Source organism: Clostridium sp. AM25-23AC (assembly GCF_003435125.1).
Classification (GTDB): domain Bacteria; phylum Bacillota; class Clostridia; order Lachnospirales; family Lachnospiraceae; genus Pilosibacter; species Pilosibacter fragilis.
The window spans coordinates 1-522 of record NZ_QWGI01000022.1 but is presented as its reverse complement, the minus strand read 5'-3'; the positions used below and the strand labels follow the sequence as shown (position 1 = coordinate 522).

At 38.5% G+C, this 522-nt stretch carries 1 protein-coding gene; it reads right to left on the bottom strand.

Annotated elements, in window-relative coordinates; translation table 11 throughout:
- Nucleotides 1-153: 153 nt before the first annotated feature.
- Nucleotides 154-522: transposase (locus DW677_RS12990; RefSeq protein ID WP_181968359.1), on the bottom strand; the 369-nt coding region annotated here is incomplete at its 5' end.

The following is a 522-nucleotide window of genomic DNA, read 5'->3' as shown; positions in this document are numbered from 1 at the left end:
CACGGAGCAATTTCTAACCTAAACCTTGCACCATGAATTGAAAAAATGATCCATGCAGCCATAACTTCTCTCAATTTGTCAGAAAAAAGGGCATAAAATCCCTATGACGAGTTTTTGAGCAATTATCAGGCTGTCAAGGTTCGTTGACAGTTGCTATTCCAGCTGTACATCCAGCTTACCTATTGCAGAAAGGGTGTCATAAAACTCTTCTTTATATGGACAACTGCTGCACAGCTTGAATGTGATATATCTTGCTGAACGGACTACTTTTGCAGCAATCTTCAGCAGTTTTAAACGAACGGTATCAATGCGTTGTTTCTGCATTTCTGCTGATAATACTAATCGTCTAAACCAATTAAATATGTTGTAGGCAAGAGTATGTACCTGGACTCTGTTTGCATTTACGATTCTGTTGTGACTGCTCACCGCAGAAAAATCAAAACCAGATTTGCTTTCTTTGATGAAGTTTTCCATCAGACCTCTTTTGCAGTAAAATTTGATAAGGTATTCTGGTGAGGAATC